Consider the following 18347-nt stretch of genomic DNA (forward strand, 5'->3'; position numbering starts at 1 on the left):
TGTCTATTGCAACGGGGTTCCACCTCTTCCCATTCCGAACAGAGAAGTTAAGCCCGTTAGCGCCGATGGTACTGCCGAAAGGTGGGAGAGTAGGTCGACGCCAACTTTTAAAAGAGTCTTATTCCAAATGGAATGAGACTCTTTTTTTTTGCCCGAAAATCACAGAAAGGATAGTAGTTGACGAATGTTATTGGATTCTTTAAATAAAAATAAAATCACTTTGTGCGGGACTTATTAGTAATTTGCAATAATTCAGCATTTTGAGTTGATGTTTTTATTACTATATCTTGCTTTGTAGAAAATATTGCTTAATTTTGCGAACTGGTTGTGTTATGCAATCAGATATATTAAGTTTAAATTATTCAAATAACAGAATTATGTATTTATCAGCAGAGAAAAAGCAAGAGCTTTTCGAGAAGTACGGGAAGTCTAACAAAGATACTGGGACTGCAGAATCACAAGTAGCTTTGTTTTCATACCGTATCAGTCATTTAACTGAACACTTAAAGAAAAACAGAAAAGATTACAGTACCCAACGTGCACTGCAATTGCTAGTAGGTAAAAGAAGAAACTTCTTGGATTACTTAAAAGCAAAAGATATTGAAAGATACAGAGCTATTATTAAAGCTTTAAATATTCGTAAATAATATCATATTAAAGCAATCCCGATTACTCGGGATTGCTTTTTATAATATATAGCGACACCTTGTTGCTTATCCTAAAAAGAGTTTGAAATAAACTACACAAAGATGAAAGTGATAGAAAAAATAATTGAATTAGGTGATGGAAGGTCCATCACAATTGAAACAGGGAAATTAGCAAAACAAGCGGATGGATCTGTTGTAGTTAAAATGGGTAAGACCATGTTGTTGGCTACTGTTGTGTCTGCAAAAGATGCAAAAGCTGATGTTGATTTCATGCCTTTATCAGTAGAATATAAGGAGAAATTTAGTGCATTGGGAAGATTTCCTGGTGGTTTCATGAAACGTGAAGGTAGACCTTCAGATTATGAAATTCTTGTTTGTCGTTTGGTGGATCGTGCTCTACGTCCATTGTTCCCTGCTGATTATCATGCAGAAACATTTGTTACCATTAACCTTATTTCGGTTGATGCTGATGATATGCCAGATGCACTTGCAGGTTTAGCAGCATCCGCTGCTCTTGCGGTATCCGATGTGCCATTTTCAGAACCTATTTCTGAAGTTCGTGTTGCTAGAATTGATGGCAAAATGATGATTAATCCTTCTCGTACTGAGTTGGAAACTGCTGATTTGGATATGATTATTGCTGCTACCATGGATAATATCATGATGGTAGAAGGCGAAATGTCTGAAATTTCGGAAGCAGAAATGTTAGAAGCGATTAAATTCGGTCATGAAGCAATTAAAGTTCAATGTCAAGCTCAAATTGAGTTGGCTGAACTAACAGGTAAAACTGTTAAAAGAGAGTATTGTCATGAAGTTAATGATGAAGAACTTCGTCAATTAATTGTTGATAAAACTTATGCAAAAGTATTAGCGGTTGCAAGACTGCAAAACCCAAATAAACACGAACGTTCTGACGCATTTGCGGCAGTAAAAGAAGAGTTCGTTGCTGAATATTCAGAAGGTAAAGAGGCTTCAGAGATTAACATGTCTTTGATTGGTCGTTACTATCACGATGTGGAGAAAGATGCCGTAAGAGAAATGGTTCTAGAAGATCGTGTTCGTTTGGATGGTCGTAAAACAGATGAAATTCGTCCTATTTGGTCAGAAGTAGATTATTTACCAGGAGCTCACGGTTCTGCTATCTTTACTAGAGGTGAAACTCAGTCTTTAACTTCAGTTACTTTAGGTACTAAGTTAGATGAGAAAATGGTAGATGATGTTTTATATAGAGGAAAAGAGAAGTTTGTACTTCATTATAATTTTCCTTCTTTCTCAACTGGTGATGCTCGTCCAAATAGAGGAGTTAGTCGTAGAGAAGTTGGTCATGGAAATTTAGCTTTTAGAGCTTTAAAAGGGATGATTCCTGCTGATTCTCCTTACGCAATTCGTGTTGTTTCGGATATCTTGGAGTCAAATGGATCATCATCAATGGCTACGGTTTGTGCCGGTACATTAGCTTTGATGGATGCAGGTATTAAGATCAAAAATCCGGTAACAGGTATTGCTATGGGATTGATTTCGACTAAAGGTGCTGAAAAATATGCTGTATTGTCGGATATTTTAGGAGATGAAGATCACTTGGGAGATATGGATTTTAAAGTAACAGGTACTAAAGATGGTATTACTGCTACTCAAATGGATATTAAAGTGGACGGACTTCCATACGAAGTATTGGCTCAAGCTTTAAATCAAGCACGTGAAGGTCGTCTTCATATTCTTGGTAAAGTACAAGAAACTATTGAAGCTCCTAGAGAAGATCTAAAACCTCATGCTCCTAGAATTGTATCTATTGAAATTCCAAAAGATATGATTGGTGCGGTAATCGGACCAGGAGGAAAAATTATTCAAGAAATACAAGAGTCGACTGGTGCTGTTCTTGTAATTGAAGAAATTGATAATAAAGGTGTTGTGGATATCTCTGCCAGTAATAAAGAAGCTATCGATGCTGCTTTGGCTCGTATTAAAGGTATTGTTGCAATTCCTGAAGTGGGAGAAATTTATCAAGGAAAAGTAAAATCAATTGTTGCCTTTGGTGCTTTTGTTGAAGTTCTTCCTGGTAAAGATGGATTGCTTCATATTTCTGAAATAGAACACAGAAGACTAAATACAGTAGATGAAGTTTTGAAGGAAGGGCAGATTATTGAGGTGAAACTGATTGAAGTGGATGCGAAGTCTGGTAAATTAAAACTTTCTAGAAAAGCTTTACTACCTAAGCCTGAGAAGGATGATAAAAAATAAATCTAAAATATGATTGAAAATCCCGGATTTATTCCGGGATTTTTTTTTGCTGTTAACCGAATGTCTAACTTTAACACTTCTAAAATTGAACCGACTTTATGGATGAAAATTGGAGCAGTAAAATTTCAAATGAAATTGATCAACAAATCGATCTTTATATATCAGTGCGCGACTATCGATTTTATCAAATTGAAAAATTGAAAAGGGTTGCCAAGCTACTTGATAGTCAGGAGAATTGCATGGAATGTAAATATGCAAAAAAGGAGTTGAAGACAATTGTGCAGGACTTGGATCGATTAATAAATAAATCAGGAGTTAACCGAAGCGAATACGAAAATAGAGTGGAAAAATTGATTGTACATTTAAAGGATAAGCACAAAGTGTATCAAGCTCATCATTTTACCTATACCTATTCGGCAATATACACATTGGTTGGGGCCGGTTTTGGACTTATTTTGTCGTATGGATTTTTTTATAGCTTTCATTCGTCCGTGTTCTTTTTTACTGCAGGATTGGGAATGTTTGTTGGTAATATTTTGGGAAACCGGAAGGACAAAGTTTGTATTCGGGATGGAAAACAAATTTAGCTGATAAATAATCCTGTTAATGCACACATAGAATGCAAAATGTATAGATAAAAATATTGTTTTTTTTTATGTGATGAGTCATTGTTAATATTTTATTGGTAATGACTCTTCCTTTTTTTTAAAAAAGTCTGATATTTGTGCCTCATTTTCTATTTTTATGTCTCCAAATCTGTAACGCGCTATTAATGGATTATAAATTTATTGTAATAGAAGGAAATATTGGTGCAGGTAAAACATCTCTATCTCATAAGATAGCTGAAGAATATAATGCAAAACTAATATTGGAACAGTTCGCAAATAATCCTTTTTTGCCTAAGTTCTATCAGGATCCAGAGAAGTATTCGTTTCCTTTGGAAATGTCATTTTTAGCAGATCGATACAATCAACTAAAAAAGGAATTAAGCGAGAGAGATCTGTTTAAAAGCTTCACAATTGCCGATTATTATTTCATGAAATCGTTAATTTTTTCGAAGCAAACCCTTAAGGATGATGAGTATAGCTTGTATCGACAGTTCTTCCATATTATTTATAACTCTTTGCCAAAACCCGATTTATATGTCTATTTGCATTCTAGTGTTGATAAACTATTAAGCAACATAAAAAGCAGAGGAAGAGATTACGAACAAGAAATTACGGGGAATTACTTACAGAAAATTCAGGATAGTTATTTTGAGTTCTTCAAACAACAACAGGAGCTTAGCTTTCTTGTTATAGATACAAACAATATTGATTTTGTAAATCGTCCTGAGGATTACAGGAAAGTTTCAGATGCTATTTTTGCTTTCGACTGTAAAAAAGGGGTGAATAGAATTATTCTCTGAAAGTTCGGGAGTATCAAATAAAATTATCGAATAGATTTAATTTGCATAAAATTTTCTTAAATTTGTTACTGAACTAGATTATAATGTTTAAAGTTAAAATAATTAAGTAGTTGTTATGAAAAGATCAAAGGTTATTTCCCTAGCTTCTTTGCTGTTATCGGTTGCAGTTCTAACGAGTTGTGCAGGATTAAGCAAAATGAAGAAAGAAGCGAGTAAAATTAAATATCAAGTGACTCCGGAAGTTTTGGAAGCTCACGCGGATATGGTTGATGTTAAAATCACTGTTAATATTCCTGCAAAGTATTTCAACAAGAATGTTGTTTTAGTTGCAACTCCGGTTTTAAAGTTTGATTCAGGAGAAAAAGCTTTCCCTTCAAAAACTTTGCAAGGAGAAAAAGTACAAGGAAACAATACAGTAGTACCTTACGAAACAGGTAAAACAATTACCTATACTGGAAAAATTCCTTACGAACAAGCGATGAGAATCTCTGACCTTGAAGTAAGAATGGTTGGAAGTAAAGGTGAAAACTCTCAAGAATTTGATCCTTATAAAGTTGCTGATGGTGTTATTGCTACGGCTACTTTAGTTCAAAATTCTCCACGTAACATCGTTGGAAAAGATGCTTTCCAAAGAATTATTCCTGAAAGTAAAGAAGCTGATCTTCATTACTTGATTAACAGCTCTGATGTTCGTTGGTCGGAAATGAAAGGTGATGATGTTGCTGCTTTGAAAGCATATTTAGATGCTGCAAAGAAAGATGAAAATAAAGAATACAAAGGAGTTGAAGTTGCTGCTTATGCATCTCCAGATGGAAAACAGGATTTTAACGAGGCTTTAGCTACTAAACGTGAAGGTTCTTCTTCAAAGTATATTAAAAAAGAAATGAAGAATGCTAAAATGGGTGAGTATGCTGCTGAAGAATTCTTTAAAAGTAAAGTAACTCCTGAAGATTGGGCTGGATTCCAAGAATTAATGAAAGCGTCTAACATTCAAGATAAAGAGTTAATTTTACGCGTTCTTTCAATGTACTCAGATCCTGAAGTACGTGAGAAAGAAATCAGAAATATTTCTGCAGCTTTTGACGAAGTTAAAAAAGAAGTACTTCCTAAATTAAGAAGAGCTAAATTCACTGTTAACGTTGATCTTATTGGAAAAACTGATGCAGAATTGAAATCTCTTGCTGTATCTAATCCTGCTGAGTTAAATGCGGAAGAATTATTATTCGCGGCTACTCTAGTAGAATCTAACGAGGAAAAATTAGCGATTTACGAAACTGCTAAAAAACAATTCTCTAACGATTGGAGAGGTTTTAATGATGCTGGTATGATTTTATTCGGAATGGATAAAGTAGCTGATGCTAAATCAAACTTCGATAAAGCAGATCAATTATCTGCTAACAATCCTGTTGTGAAAAACAATTTAGGTGCTGTTGAGTTAGTAAATGGTAATGTAAGCGAAGCTGAAGTTCTTTTTGGTGCTGCTACTGGTGCTGGAAATGAAGTTAATTACAACTTAGGTATTGTTGCTGTTAAAAAAGCGCAATACGATACAGCTGTTAAGCAATTTGGTGAGTGTACTGCTGCTAATGCTGCATTGGCTAACATCCTTGTTGGAAAATACAATGTTGCTTTAGATAAGCTTAATGCTAACACTAGTGATGCTGCAATTATTTACTATTTGAAAGCTGTAGTTGGCGCAAGAACTGATAACAACAATCTTGTTTTCACAAATCTTGAAACTGCTGTTTCTAAAGATGCTTCTTTAAAAGCAGCTGCAAAAACCGATATGGAATTTGCTAAAGTTTTCGAAGATGCTAAATTCAAAGCTATCGTTGAATAATTCGTTATTCGTAACAATATTTAAAAGCGACCCATTTATGGGTCGCTTTTTTTTATTTTTGAAAGCGATTTGTTCCGTAGATTTTTTAACTTCGTCTCTTCGCTATATTTAGTAAAGAGACGAATTAAATTGATTGTAGAATGGAAATCCAATTCCCATATAAGCTCGTAAATAATTTTCAAGCTTACGTTTTCTTTTCGGAAATGCATCATCAAACGAAAAATTGTTTCGAGGATCGTATTGTGCTAAATTTTGCCAATACAAAGGTGATTGAGTCCAATTTGTTTGCTATTCTGGGAAGTGTTATTGCTAGTTTAGAGCGTAGAAAGAATAAAGTGCGATTGGTAAATATGCAGGATCCTATTCTAAATTTATTTAATTCTAAAAAACTAATTAATGGTTCGGCCCGCAAATATTTATGGAAATGTTTTGTGAAGTGCCAACAATTCGCATCTGTCGATGAAGAAGCTTTGGCTGATTATTTAGAAAAGAGAATCTTTCCCGAGCGTCCGGAAGTGAAGTTAAATCAGCAACTAAAAATGGCTGTTCAATTGTGCGTTGCCGAAGTGTATCGGAATGCATTTGCACACAGTAATTGCAAAGAGGTTTTTATTGCTCACTACTATTCCGTTTATAACAAGAAGCTACTAGTTAGTATTGTGAGTCAGGGACGACCGTTTAGTTTACTAGTGAATAAAACACTTAATAAGAGGCTAAATGGGGTTGGAGCTATTGAATGGGCTGTAGAGAGTGGCAATACTACCGAGAAAGAAACTCATAAAGGAATCGGTTTGTACACCATTCGTCAGTTTATAAAACAAAATCAAGGTAAAATTCAAATTATGTCGGGCGATGGGGTTTGGAAGCAGGTGAAACATCGTAGCTTTTCCAAATTATATGAAAAAGAATTCCCAGGATCCGTTATTACCTTAGAGTTTAATTTACAGGAGTAAGCTTATTTTTGCTGATGGTATAGTTTCGAGAAAAGATCCCAAAGTACAATTCCGCAACTTACCGATACGTTAAAAGAGTGCTTGGTACCAAACTGCGGTATTTCAATGCAACCTTCGGATAAACTTACTATATTCTGTTGAACTCCTTTTACTTCATTTCCAAAAACCAATGCATATTTCTTCAAAGAATCCATTTTAAAATTTTCTAAAGAAGTACTATTTTCTGCTTGTTCAACCGAGTAAACATCGAAACCTTTGGTCTTTAATTTAGCGAGAGCATCTTCGGTTTTTTCGAAATATTCCCAATGAACAGAATCTTCTGCACCTAATGCAGTTTTGTGTAATTCGCGGTGAGGAGGAGTAGCAGTAATGCCACAAAGATATACAGCTTCTACTAAAAGTGCATCCGAGGTTCTAAATACCGATCCTATATTGTTTAGGCTTCTAACATTATCCAAAACAATAATTATAGGTGTTTTTTCTGACTCTTTAAACTCATCAATACTTTTTCGGATTAGCTCGCTGTTCTTTAGTTTTCTCATTGCTGGTTATAGAATGTATATAGTACCTATTCGAATTTGACACAAAAGTATAAAAAAAGGAATCCTTTTGGGATTCCTTTGCTTTATTTTGTTTGAATTAGTAGAATAGTTTGAGCTTCTATTGGAAATTACTGAAATTTAGAATGAAGAACTAAGGAATTTTCTGTGCGAAACTAAGAGGATTACTTTCCAATCTCACATCTCTAATCTCACATCTCCAATCTCCTATCTAACGATCTATTATTTTACCAATTAACAGGTTTACGACGAATAGGCATGGTCATGCATCTTGCGCCACCACCGCCTCGTGGTAATTCCGAACCTTCCAATGTAATTACATATTTGTCGTAATCAGAAAGCTCTATCTTATGGCGAATAATATCTTTGGCACGAAGAATCTCGAACCCATTTTTATTCATTGCATCCATGGTATGCACATTTCGTCCGTAGCCAATAACTTTTCCAGGTCCTACAGCAAAAAAGTTAGCGCCACTATGCCATTGTTCTCTTTCCTGATTCCAAGGATCACCATTTCCTCCGCAATAAATAGGTTTTAAATCCATCCCTAATTTTTTAAGGGCTTGAAGTAGATTGTTCTCACGGGTAATGGAAGAAACTTGGCCATTATCAATAGTAATATGAACCGTTTGGTATTTGTTCGGACGAATAATTAATGGTTCGTAAACCATACATTTATCAACATCTAAAAGAGTAAATACCATATCCAAATGAATAAAAGATTCTGGATGGCTTGGTAATTCCTGTATTAGTAAGTGACGTTGTGTTTTCTCTTTTTGACTTAGTAACTGAGCCAAAATAAAGTCAATTCCCTGAGTCGAAGTACGAGTTCCATTTCCTATAATTAGGATATCTTCGCGTGCAATTAATACATCACCACCTTCAATGGTACAGCTAGGATCCATTGTAAGATTATCAATAGGATTAACCGTTTTAGTTTTAAATTCAGGAGTGTAATCGAAAATCGCTTGCATAATTAAGGATTCTCTATCGCGAACCGAACTGGCCATTTTACCAATTAACACCTCGTCGAGAACCGACATCGAAGCATCTCTGGTAAAGAAAAAATTGTGCAATGGGCGTAATGCATATCGTTCCTTGCTTAAAAACTTTGTTAAGTTATCTCTTTTTAAAGGTACGCCTTCAATTAGGAGTGAAGCAAGCTCTGTGGGATTTTGTTCTAATAGGAAATCTTTTATGCAATAAGTGTTTCCTTTTACACTAATCTGAGGCTCCATGCAAGCTATTTTGTCGATAATATTCTCTTTAGCAGTGTCATCCGAAAGCACATTTGCCAGCAAGTCTTTCACCTGATAGGTTTCAGAAATCTCCGAAAGAACACGACTTAACTGTTTGTATTCATCTCTGGCAACCGATAGATTTAAAATATCACTGTAAAGAGCTCTTTCGGCATTTTCAGGAGTCATGTTTTCAACTTCCGATCCTGGAGTATGAAGGATAACACCTTCCAATTCTCCTATTTCCGACCTCACATTTAATTCTACATACTTTGTCATACCTCTTTATTAAAGCATCGTTTGTTTAAGTTGTTTGTGTCTAAAAATTCACGTTTTTAGATTTGCAAAAGAAGTGAAAATTTAGGGCATTGAAAAGGATTGCGTTAAGTAAATTTCAAAATTCCTTGTAGGGGTATGAAATCATTAAAATCATGATTGGTACGAAGTATTTCAATATACAAGTTACTTGTTGCGTTATGTACACTATGGCAGGTGCAGTCTATTAGATTTGAACGAATTTAAATTTTTGATTTTTTGGCGTTTCCTAAGTTCCCAAACCTACTTGTTTTTGGGAACTTAGGTCAGGCTTTTCGCTATTACTCCTCGCCATTTCTTTCCACTTCGTTACAAGCAAAGCTGTGGGGTAGCCGCTTCAATCCTTAACGCAGCTCCTCAAGAAAGCATTGCTTCCCATTTTAATATCCTGCAGCTTGTCCATCCTTTCTCGATTCCGAAGCGCCAAAATACACAGCTCTTTCAGCATCGAATAGAATAGCCTGATAACCACCATAACCACCCATGTCAAATTTTATTTTGTGTCCCTTTTGCAATAGTTCCCGAATACTTTGGTAGCTAATTCCTGATTCTAAATTTACCCAACCTCCGTCGGTCATTTTTTCTCCGGTTGGTTGCGACGATCCTTCATGACGAATTCGGGGTGCATCACCAGCTTCCTGAAGATTCATTTTAAAGTCAATTAAATTGGCCACAATTTGCGCATGTCCTTGTGGTTGCATGGCACCACCCATTAGTCCGAAACTAATAAATGGCTTGCCATCTTTGGTTATAAAGGCAGGAATAATGGTATGAAACGGACGTTTTCCGGGCTCAAATACATTGGCATGTCCTTCTTCCAAGCTGAATAGTTCTCCTCTATCTTGCAATACAAAACCTAAATCATCAGGAGTCATTCCAGAACCCATGCCTCGGTAGTTGCTCTGAATTAAGGAAACCATATTCCCTTCTTTATCGGCAACCGTTAAGTAAATGGTATTGCCTTGTTCTAACTCGCCAGCAGGATATTCTTTGGCCGCGCGATCTGGATGGATGAAGGCTTTTCTTTCTTTTGCGTACTCTTTTGATAGTAGTTGTTTTAAAGGGATGTTAGAGAAATCTGGATCGCAGTAATATTTTGCTCTATCCTCGAAAGCAAGTTTTTTCGCTTCGATAAACGTATGCAAATAGTCGCTACTTCCAAATCCCATTTGTGCAATATTATATTCTTCTAAAATGGTTAACATTTGAAGTGCTGCCGTACCTTGTCCGTTAGGAGGAAGTTCCCATACGTCATAACCACGGTAATTAATAGAAACTGGTTCTACCCATTCCGATCTATGGGAAGCCAAATCATCGTAAGATAAAAAACCACCTTGCTCTTTTATATAGTTTGCAATGGTTTTGGCAATATCTCCTTTGTAAAAGGCATCGCGACCACCTTTTGCAATTTTCTCTAAGGTGTTTGCCAAATATGGATTCTTAAAAATGTCTCCTTTTTGTGGCATTTTACCATTGGGCATGTATGTTGCTGCAAATCCTTTGTATTTTTTTAATCTATCAGCACTGGCATTCATGTAGTAGGCAATTAATTCACTTACAGGAAATCCGTTTCGGGCGTATTGAATAGCAGGATTTAGAATTTGTTCCATATTCATTTTTCCAAATCTACTATGCATGGTAAACCAGCCATCCACACAACCGGGAACAGAAACTGGTAAAGCTCCAAAAGAGGGTATTGAAGTGTAATTATTTTCTTTAAAATATTCCAAACTTAGCGATTTTGGAGAACGTCCGCTTCCATTTAAACCATATAATTTTTTTGTTTTCGCATCCCAAAGAATAACAAAAATATCTCCTCCAATTCCACTTCCCGTAGGTTCCATTAATCCTAGGCAAGCATTGGCTGCAATTGCCGCATCAATAGCATTTCCACCCGATTTTAGTATGTCAATAGCTACCTGTGTGGCAAGGGGTTGGCTAGTACAAGCCATTCCATTTTGTGCAATAACTTCCGATCGGCTGGCAAAATTTAATCCAGTTACGCGGTCTTGGGAAAAGTTTGTAAATGGAAGTAAGAATAGAAAGTAAAGGAGTAATCTCTTTTTCATTTTTGATGTTTTTTTAACAGATTAGTTTGTTAGTATGAATACACTTAAAGATAGGAAAGATTATCTTTGATAAGGAATTTTGATTATGACACGTTGTTTTAAAATAGCTTGGATTATTTTCTTTGCTTTTGCTGGTGCAGCATCTGCTAAGGATGTGTGCCGTACTCCTTCTACCTTACATCAGGATACAACGATATTTTTGGATACCAATTTACATGTAAATCTCGACGAGGTTAAAATTTTACGTTACAAAAAAAAGAAGGGGAAACATTACCGAAATACAAGACAGTACTGGCGAATGGTTCGAAATATTCAAATCGTTTATCCATATGCCGAAGGGGCTACCGAAACCATTGCAAAACTTTCGAAGGAATTGGATGGAATTGAGAGTAAAAAGGAACGTCGGAAGCTAATTCGAAAAGAATACGATGGTTTGATGAAAGAGTATAAAAAGCCTCTGATGAAGTTGAAAATTTCTCAAGGGAAACTTTTGATGAAATTAATTGATCGGGAAACTGGAAACACAAGCTATAATCATTTAAAAGAGTTGAAAGGATCGTTTACAGCTATCTTTTGGCAATCGATGGCCACTTTGTTTGGTTCATCGCTAAAAGCAGAATACGATCCTTTGGGCGAAGATTGGATGGTGGAAGAAATACTAGATCGGATGAAACGACACGAACTCCCTTCACCCGCAAAATTACCGATGAAAAGGATTAATTAAAAATGAAAAGCTTCTGAAAGCCCCTAGAAGAGCGCTTACATTTCCGAAGGAAGGCTTACAAAACAGAAGGGCGGGTATTTATTGCAAAGGGAGGCTTACTTAATAGGAAGGGAGCCTAAAACTTGCGAAGGACGTGTAAATATCCACATTCTATTACAGATGGATTAAATGATTAGGTGTTCAGATACGCTTCCATTCTGCGATCGAACATTTGGTTTTTTTCAAGGTAATTGGCGAACTTATCTCGTCCCGATTGATCAATGAATTGTTTTAAATTCACAAAAGCTTTTTCTTTAGATTCTTCAATATTCATTCTATACTTATTCATGTGTTGTTCTGCTTTTTTTTCCCAAGTGTAGTTTTTTAGGATTATTTTATTGAATAGCAAAGCAAGTATCCAACTTGCGAATAGCAAAAGCAAATGCGATATTTCAGGAAAAAGAACAATTGGAACGATTAGCAGAAAAACGGGTAAAATGGCTGCAATACTGAATATTCCAATTACCAGGTTGTTGTAGTACTCCGAAAAATGAATCAATTTCTTTTTTTGAAAAGCATAAAATATAAACCAGTTGGTAAATAGGTTGAGTGCCATACTATATAGTAGAATAGCAGCTTCGTCAGCATTGTTTAAAGAGAAAAAAATTGCAGCAAAGAGAATAAAATTGGAGATTATAAAAGGGTAGATGTGATTTTCGGCTACATCTTTGGTATTTCGGTTTTTCATAAAAGGAATATTGATGTTGGCTAAAAGTAGATACTACTTAAAGCCAACAACTAATTTATAATGCCATAATCGTTTTTACTACATTATCAGCACCATCGCCAATTTGAGCAATGCTTGCATCGAGCATGTAACAGGGAGTTGTTACAATTTTATTTTCTTTATCGAATACAATTTCGCCATGCGTGGTTGTAACATGAGTTGCTCCCATTGCTGTAATTGCAGCAGCGGTTTCCTCGTCTTCTCCAATAGTAAGTTCAACCTCGCCCAATACTTTTGCAATTAGGGCAGGAGAAATACACAATGCGCCAATTGGTTTTTTTGCTTTGTGCATTGCTTTTAAAGCAAGTTCTGCATCAGGATTCACTTTGCAATCCACACCGTCGAAAGCAAATGTGCATAGGTTTTTTGCAACTCCAAATCCGCCAGGGAAAAGAATAGCATCAAAATCGTCTGCCGAAAAATCTTTTAAATCCTTGATATCTCCACGTGCAATTCGAGCTGCTTCTACCAATACATTTCGCGTTTCGGGCATTTCTTCTCCTGTAATATGGTTAATTACATGATATTGATTAATGTTTGGAGCAAAAATCTGATAGCTTCCTCCGTTTTTTGAAATCGAGTATAAGGCTAAGGTTGCTTCATGAATTTCAGAACCATCATAGACACCTGAACCTGCCAGAACAACTGCAAATTTTTTCTTTGAATTCATTTTTTAATACTTTTTTATTGTTTAAGATGTTTGTTTTAAATAAACGAATAGCTGTTCTTTATATTTCATTATTGAATTACGGCTAGCTAATTCTACTTTTTTTAATGAACGAAAAGAATGAAGACGAAACGTATATTTGTTGCAATAAAGATAGATAATACCAATGAAATTAATAAGGTTTTTCGTGAAGTTGGATTTGATTTAATAAAGGAAAGAATAAAATGGGTGGATAAGAAGGGTCTTCATCTCACTCTTCTTTTTATAGGAGAAACAGATGTGGAAGAAATTGAGGCAATTACAGACAAATTGAGAATAATTGTTAGTGAGTTTCGGGCTTTTCATTTAAATTTAAAATCGTTAGGTGCATTTCCATCTCTTGAACAAGCAACTATTTTATGGATTGGAATACAAGCCGAGGCTGGCTTATTTGAACTGCAAAAGGAAATTCATGCTCAGTTGCTGAAAAATAAACCTGCCGATGACTATAATTATACCCCTCATGTGACTATTGGCAGAAGTAAAGGAGGGGTGAAATATTTCGTAAAGGGAAAAAAAAGCCTTTTAAATTTGAAAGATTGGGAGGATCGTGACTTATTGATTGAAAAGTTGGTATTAATGGAAAGCACACGTACCAAACAAGGAGCTATTTATAGGGTTTTGGAATATTTGCCACTAAAAAAATAAATTGTTTTTTGTAGTTTCGTCTTTTACACAATGGCGATTTAATAAAATGAAAAGTAAAAAAGTGTTTTTCTTTTTTTAGGATTTTTTAAAATTAAAGGAATAGATGTAAATTTGAATTACTTAAAAAAAATATTTGAATATGATAACAATAGAAACATTTGTGTTTAATCATTGGCAGGAAAACACATACATATTACACGATGAAACAGGAGAAGGAGTCTTAATTGATTGTGGCGTTTTCTTTAAAGATGAAGGGGGAAAGCTAATTGATTTTGTAGAGAAGAAGGGGATAAAACTGGTAAAACAACTAAATACGCACCTACATATTGATCACGTTTTAGGAAATCAATTTATGAAGGATCAGTTTGGTTTACTTACAGAAGCACATAAAGATGATGAGTTTTTATTGGCTGAAGCTCCTAATTATGCAGTTCGATTGGGACTCGAAAATGTGGTGGAACCACCTCCAATTGGAAAGTTGATTCAGGAAGGTGATCTTATAACCTTTGGAAATTCGGAGCTAAAAGTGATTCATGTTCCCGGACATTCTCCCGGACATGTAGTATTCTATAATGAAAAGCAAAAATTCTTAATTGCAGGTGATGTTTTATTCCGCGAAAGCATTGGTCGCACCGATTTACCTTATGGTAATTTCGACCAACTAATTGAAGGAATTAAAACCAAATTATTGGTGCTTGATGATGAAGTTAGTGTTTATCCAGGACATGGACCGGTAACGTCTATTGGACACGAGCGAGCTAAGAATGTGTTTTTAAAAGGATTGAGCTAAAAGGAAATAGAAGGGTAGGATATCGAAAAAATTGATGTTACTTATAAAATTTATATAGAACCAGTTGAGATTTATCAACTGGTTTTTTCGTATCCGGTATTCATGGGTTTATTTCTAGTAAATATGACAAAAATCATATTTATATCATTCTGTAAAACAATTTGTTAAGAAGGATTGTTGGGAATGAGAAGAATGTTGAAAAACAGGAATTAAATTCAATGTTTAACCTTCTAGTAAATTTAAATCTTTTACTACTTTTACGTTCACAAATATTTTATAAACAACACCTAATTTACACAATAATATGGCAACTGAAAAGTTTGTTTCCCGTCACATTGGACCTCGCAATGGCGATATTAAAACAATGTTGGAAACTGTTGGTGCTCCTTCTTTGGAAGCCCTAATTGACGAAACAATACCTTCAGGTATTCGTCTGGAAAAAGCCTTAGAGCTTCCTAAAGCATTATCAGAATACGAATATTTTTCGAAGATGAAAGGAATTGCTGCTCAGAACAAAGTATTCCGAACATTTATAGGACAAGGATATTACGATACCATTACACCAGCTGCTATTCAGCGAAATGTATTAGAAAATCCAGGATGGTACACTCCTTATACTCCTTATCAGGCTGAAGTATCTCAGGGTAGACTAGAGGCTTTATTGAACTTTCAAACCATGATTTTGGATTTGACCAAAATGGAGTTGGCGAATAGTTCTCTTTTAGACGAAGCTACTGCAGTTGGGGAGTCGATGTACATGATGCAAGCCTTGCGCTCTCGTGCTAAGAAAAAAGCGGAAGCAAATCAATTTTTTGTTGATGAGAACGTTTTTGCTCATACTTTAGATGTGCTAACGACTCGTGCTACTCCTCTGGGAATAGAATTGGTAATTGGCAATTTCAAAACTTTTGAATTTACCGATCAAGTATTTGGAGCTATCGTTCAGTATCCTAATTCAAATGGTAGTATAGAAGATTATTCTGCTTTTGTAGAGCGTGCTCATCAGGCAGAGTCTTTAGTTGCTGTAGCTGCCGATTTAATGAGTTTGGTACTTTTAACACCTCCGGGAGAATGGGGTGCTGATATTGTTGTTGGTACTTCTCAACGTTTTGGGATACCAATGGGATATGGTGGGCCACATGCCGCATATATGGCTTGTCGCGAAGCTTACAAAAGAAGTATTCCTGGACGTATTATAGGGGTAACCAAAGATGCTCAGGGAAATAATGCTTTGCGTTTGGCTTTGCAAACCCGCGAACAGCATATTAAGCGCGAAAAAGCAACTTCGAACATTTGTACTGCTCAGGCTTTACTAGCTACAATGGCTAGTTTTTATGGAGTTTATCACGGACAAGAGGGGTTGAAGAGAATTGCTGCCCATATTCATTCTGCAACAAGTATTCTTTCCGAAGGATTAAAATCTTTGGGTTATCAACAAACTGTTCACAACTTCTTTGATACTTTGCAGATTGTAGTTCCAACTGGAGTTTCTGTTGAGGAAATTCGTAAAGCAGCATTGCAAGCCGAATTCAATTTTTGCTATAGAAATGATACAACAATTGGAATTTCTATTGATGAAAAAATTAGCGCGGCCGAATTAAGTACAATGCTTAGCATTTTTGCGAAAGCGGTGGGAAAGAAAGCGGTAGTTATCGATAGTATCGAAGAGAAAATTTCTTTCGATTCAAAATATACAAGAACAAGCGAATTTTTAACGCTTGATGTATTTAAACGTTACCGTTCCGAAACAGCTTTAATGCGTTATATTAAAAGCTTGGAAAAGAAAGATATTGGATTGAATACTTCCATGATTTCTTTGGGATCGTGTACCATGAAGTTGAATGCAGCTGTAGAAATGTTGCCTATTAGCTGGCCAGAAATTGGTGGAATTCATCCATTCGTTCCTGTTGATCAGGCTCTTGGTTATAAAAAAATTATTGAAGACCTCGAAAAATGGCTTTCGGTAATTACTGGATTTGCAGGTTGTACCTTGCAACCAAATTCAGGTGCGGCTGGCGAGTATACCGGATTAATGGTGATTCGTCAATATCATATTTCAAGAGGTGATGGCCATCGAAATGTTGTTTTAATTCCATCATCGGCTCACGGTACAAATCCTGCATCGGTAACCATGTCGGGGATGAATGTGGTTATCGTGAATTGCGATGCTGACGGAAACGTGGAATTTGAAGACTTAAAAGCGAAAGCTGAAAAGTATAAAGACGTATTGTGTGCTTACATGATCACTTATCCATCTACGCATGGTGTATTCGAAACAGGAATTAAAGCGATGATGAATTTGATTCACGATAATGGTGGTCAGGTTTATATGGATGGAGCGAATATGAATGCTCAGGTTGGTTTAACCAATCCAGGTACAATTGGTGCTGATGTTTGCCATTTAAATCTTCATAAAACATTTGCTATTCCTCACGGAGGTGGTGGACCGGGTGTTGGTCCAATTTGTGTAGCGTCTCATTTAGTTCAATTCTTACCATCTCATAAATTTGTGAAGACTGGTGGCGAGAATGGAATTACTGCAGTTGCTGCGGCTCCATTTGGATCGGCTAGTGTATTGCCAATTACTTATGGATATATTGCAATGTTAGGCGCCGAAGGTTTGGAGCAGGTTACTAAAATGGCAATCTTAAATGCTAATTATTTGGCCTCCTCTTTCCAGAAAATGGGTTTCAAAATATTGTATAAAGGCGCACAAGGTCGCGTTGGTCACGAAATGATTTTTGATTGTCGCGAGTTTAATAAATCGGTAGGAATTACCGATACCGATATTGCGAAGCGATTAATGGATTATGGATTTCATGCTCCAACTTTGTCTTTCCCTGTTCATGGAACATTAATGGTAGAACCAACGGAAAGTGAGCCATTGGAAGAGATGGATCGTTTTATTGAAGCATTGGCGAAAATCAATGAAGAAATGAAAGAGATTGAAGATGGTATTGCTGATGTTTCCGATAATGTATTGAAAAATGCACCTCATACACACCAAGTATTAACCGCTGATGAATGGAATCATACCTATAGCCGTAAAAAAGCAGCATATCCGTTGAGTTGGGTTGCTGATAATAAATTCTGGCCTTCGGTTGGTCGTGTTGATGATGCTTATGGAGATAGAAATTTGATGTGTACTTGTGCTCCTCTTGAGGCGTACAACGAAGAATGTATTGATGTTGATTAAATATCGAAAAGCATAAAAAATAAAAATCCGGTGAGTTTATTCTCATCGGATTTTTTTAATACTTTCTAACTATAGAACGCAAAAAAGGAGGCTGCCCCGGCCTCCTTTTATTGTTCTATTACTAACCCTAAAATTTAACTATGAAAATAATGAACTGAATAAATTCATTAAATCTACTTCTATTTACGTGAGACTTAGTAAAAAGTTTTAGTTTTGAACCACTTACAGTATCAAATGAGTGATGCTGAT

Annotated in this window: 15 protein-coding genes and 1 rRNA gene; 11 read left to right on the plus strand and 5 right to left on the minus strand. The window is 35.8% G+C overall.

Translation table 11 applies throughout. The features are described 5' to 3' along the window. The 7 genes from rrf to BZG02_RS19515 form a co-directional block, all read left to right on the plus strand. Window positions 1–106, plus strand: a 5S ribosomal RNA gene (rrf, locus tag BZG02_RS19485); the annotation flags it as partial. Window positions 107–377: 271 nt separating this feature from the next. Next, on the plus strand, window positions 378–647 hold the full coding sequence (gene rpsO / locus BZG02_RS19490) for a 30S ribosomal protein S15 (protein WP_101263426.1): 270 nt from the start codon (window positions 378–380) through the stop codon (window positions 645–647). A gap of 102 nt (window positions 648–749) precedes the next feature. Further along, a complete protein-coding gene (gene pnp / locus BZG02_RS19495; RefSeq protein WP_101263427.1) occupies window positions 750–2885 on the plus strand; it encodes a polyribonucleotide nucleotidyltransferase in 2136 nt (711 codons plus the stop codon). A 98-nt stretch (window positions 2886–2983) separates the two neighbouring features. Next, window positions 2984–3472: a hypothetical protein gene (locus BZG02_RS19500; protein ID WP_101263428.1), complete on the plus strand. Its 489-nt coding sequence runs from the start codon at window positions 2984–2986 to the stop codon at window positions 3470–3472. A 185-nt stretch (window positions 3473–3657) separates the two neighbouring features. Continuing rightward, complete coding sequence (locus BZG02_RS19505; RefSeq protein WP_101263429.1) at window positions 3658–4293, plus strand: deoxynucleoside kinase; 636 nt, start codon at window positions 3658–3660, stop codon at window positions 4291–4293. Between the two features lie 115 nt (window positions 4294–4408). Next, a complete protein-coding gene (locus tag BZG02_RS19510) occupies window positions 4409–6133 on the plus strand; it encodes a tetratricopeptide repeat protein (RefSeq protein WP_101263430.1) in 1725 nt (574 codons plus the stop codon). Between the two features lie 140 nt (window positions 6134–6273). Next, a complete protein-coding gene (locus tag BZG02_RS19515) occupies window positions 6274–7086 on the plus strand; it encodes a hypothetical protein (RefSeq protein ID WP_101263431.1) in 813 nt (270 codons plus the stop codon). A gap of 2 nt (window positions 7087–7088) precedes the next feature. Here BZG02_RS19515 and BZG02_RS19520 read toward each other — a convergent pair whose 3' ends face one another. The 3 genes from BZG02_RS19520 to ggt all read right to left on the minus strand — a co-directional run bounded on the left by BZG02_RS19520 (window position 7089) and on the right by ggt (window position 11268). Further along, on the minus strand, window positions 7089–7628 hold the full coding sequence (locus tag BZG02_RS19520; protein ID WP_101263432.1) for an RNA methyltransferase: 540 nt from the start codon (window positions 7626–7628) through the stop codon (window positions 7089–7091). A 245-nt stretch (window positions 7629–7873) separates the two neighbouring features. Further along, window positions 7874–9163: an arginine deiminase gene (locus BZG02_RS19525; RefSeq protein WP_101263433.1), complete on the minus strand. Its 1290-nt coding sequence runs from the start codon at window positions 9161–9163 to the stop codon at window positions 7874–7876. Between the two features lie 416 nt (window positions 9164–9579). Continuing rightward, window positions 9580–11268 carry a gamma-glutamyltransferase gene (ggt, locus tag BZG02_RS19530; protein ID WP_101263434.1) on the minus strand — a complete coding sequence of 563 codons (1689 nt, stop codon included), beginning with the start codon at window positions 11266–11268 and terminating at the stop codon, window positions 9580–9582. A gap of 85 nt (window positions 11269–11353) precedes the next feature. Here ggt and BZG02_RS19535 point away from each other — a divergent pair, with 85 nt between their 5' ends. Beyond that, the gene (locus tag BZG02_RS19535) at window positions 11354–11992 is read left to right on the plus strand and encodes a DUF4294 domain-containing protein (RefSeq protein ID WP_101263435.1); all 639 of its coding nucleotides are present in this window, start codon (window positions 11354–11356) and stop codon (window positions 11990–11992) included. Window positions 11993–12164: 172 nt separating this feature from the next. On the opposite strand, the gene BZG02_RS19540 is transcribed toward BZG02_RS19535, so the two are convergent. Then, complete coding sequence (locus BZG02_RS19540) at window positions 12165–12719, minus strand: hypothetical protein (RefSeq protein ID WP_101263436.1); 555 nt, start codon at window positions 12717–12719, stop codon at window positions 12165–12167. A 55-nt stretch (window positions 12720–12774) separates the two neighbouring features. Next, the gene (elbB, locus tag BZG02_RS19545; protein ID WP_101263437.1) at window positions 12775–13428 is read right to left on the minus strand and encodes an isoprenoid biosynthesis glyoxalase ElbB; all 654 of its coding nucleotides are present in this window, start codon (window positions 13426–13428) and stop codon (window positions 12775–12777) included. A 117-nt stretch (window positions 13429–13545) separates the two neighbouring features. Between elbB and thpR the strand changes: the two genes are divergently transcribed. The 3 genes from thpR (at window position 13546) to gcvP (ending at window position 18098) form a co-directional block, all read left to right on the plus strand. Then, window positions 13546–14112 (plus strand): RNA 2',3'-cyclic phosphodiesterase, encoded by a 567-nt coding sequence (gene thpR / locus BZG02_RS19550; protein ID WP_101263438.1) that lies wholly within the window; start codon window positions 13546–13548, stop codon window positions 14110–14112. 139 nt (window positions 14113–14251) lie between these two features. After that, window positions 14252–14902: an MBL fold metallo-hydrolase gene (locus tag BZG02_RS19555; protein ID WP_101263439.1), complete on the plus strand. Its 651-nt coding sequence runs from the start codon at window positions 14252–14254 to the stop codon at window positions 14900–14902. Between the two features lie 304 nt (window positions 14903–15206). Next, window positions 15207–18098, plus strand: coding sequence for an aminomethyl-transferring glycine dehydrogenase (gene gcvP / locus BZG02_RS19560; protein ID WP_101263440.1), 2892 nt, complete (start codon window positions 15207–15209; stop codon window positions 18096–18098). Window positions 18099–18347: the final 249 nt, after the last annotated feature.

The sequence above is a fragment of the Labilibaculum filiforme genome (assembly GCF_002843315.1).
GTDB lineage: Bacteria > Bacteroidota > Bacteroidia > Bacteroidales > Marinifilaceae > Labilibaculum > Labilibaculum filiforme.